Source organism: Aquirufa ecclesiirivi (assembly GCF_011250515.1).
In the GTDB taxonomy this organism is placed as follows: domain Bacteria; phylum Bacteroidota; class Bacteroidia; order Cytophagales; family Spirosomataceae; genus Aquirufa; species Aquirufa ecclesiirivi.
The window spans coordinates 1-494 of sequence record NZ_JAANOP010000022.1 but is presented as its reverse complement, the minus strand read 5'-3'; the positions used below and the strand labels follow the sequence as shown (position 1 = coordinate 494).

Genomic DNA, 494 nt, shown 5'->3' with positions numbered 1-494 from the left:
CTGCGAATATCCAAGTAAGTGATGGTATTATATCAGCTAAATCAGCGTTTTCAATTCAGGTAAAATCTAATGCTGCTACTCATTTTGTTATAAGTGGTCAATCAAGTCAACAAGCTGGAAGCACCCAAACTTTGAGTATAAAAGCGGTAGATGCTTATGGGAATGATGCTATTGAATATTCAGGAACAAAAGCACTAACTTTTTTAGGAGCAAGTACAACAACTATCCCAATAAGTAAGCCGAGTGTTTCTGGTGTAGATTTTGGTCAACCCGTTCAAGTGGTATTTACAAACGGAATAGCCCAAGTAGATTTGATTTTATACCAAGTGGAAACGGCGAATATTCAGGTAACGGATGGTAGTATATTAGCCAAATCAGCGTTTTCGATTCAGGTAATATCTAATCCAGCTACTCATTTTGTGATTAGTGGAACTGCAAACCAACAAGCTGGAACATCACAGAAATTAAGTATTCAACTAATTAATAGTGAAGGG

The 494-nt window shown here is 36.8% G+C and carries 1 protein-coding gene; it reads left to right on the top strand.

The window, feature by feature from the left end:
- Positions 1-494: hypothetical protein (locus G9H65_RS13285; RefSeq protein WP_166375820.1), on the top strand; the 494-nt coding region annotated here is incomplete at both ends.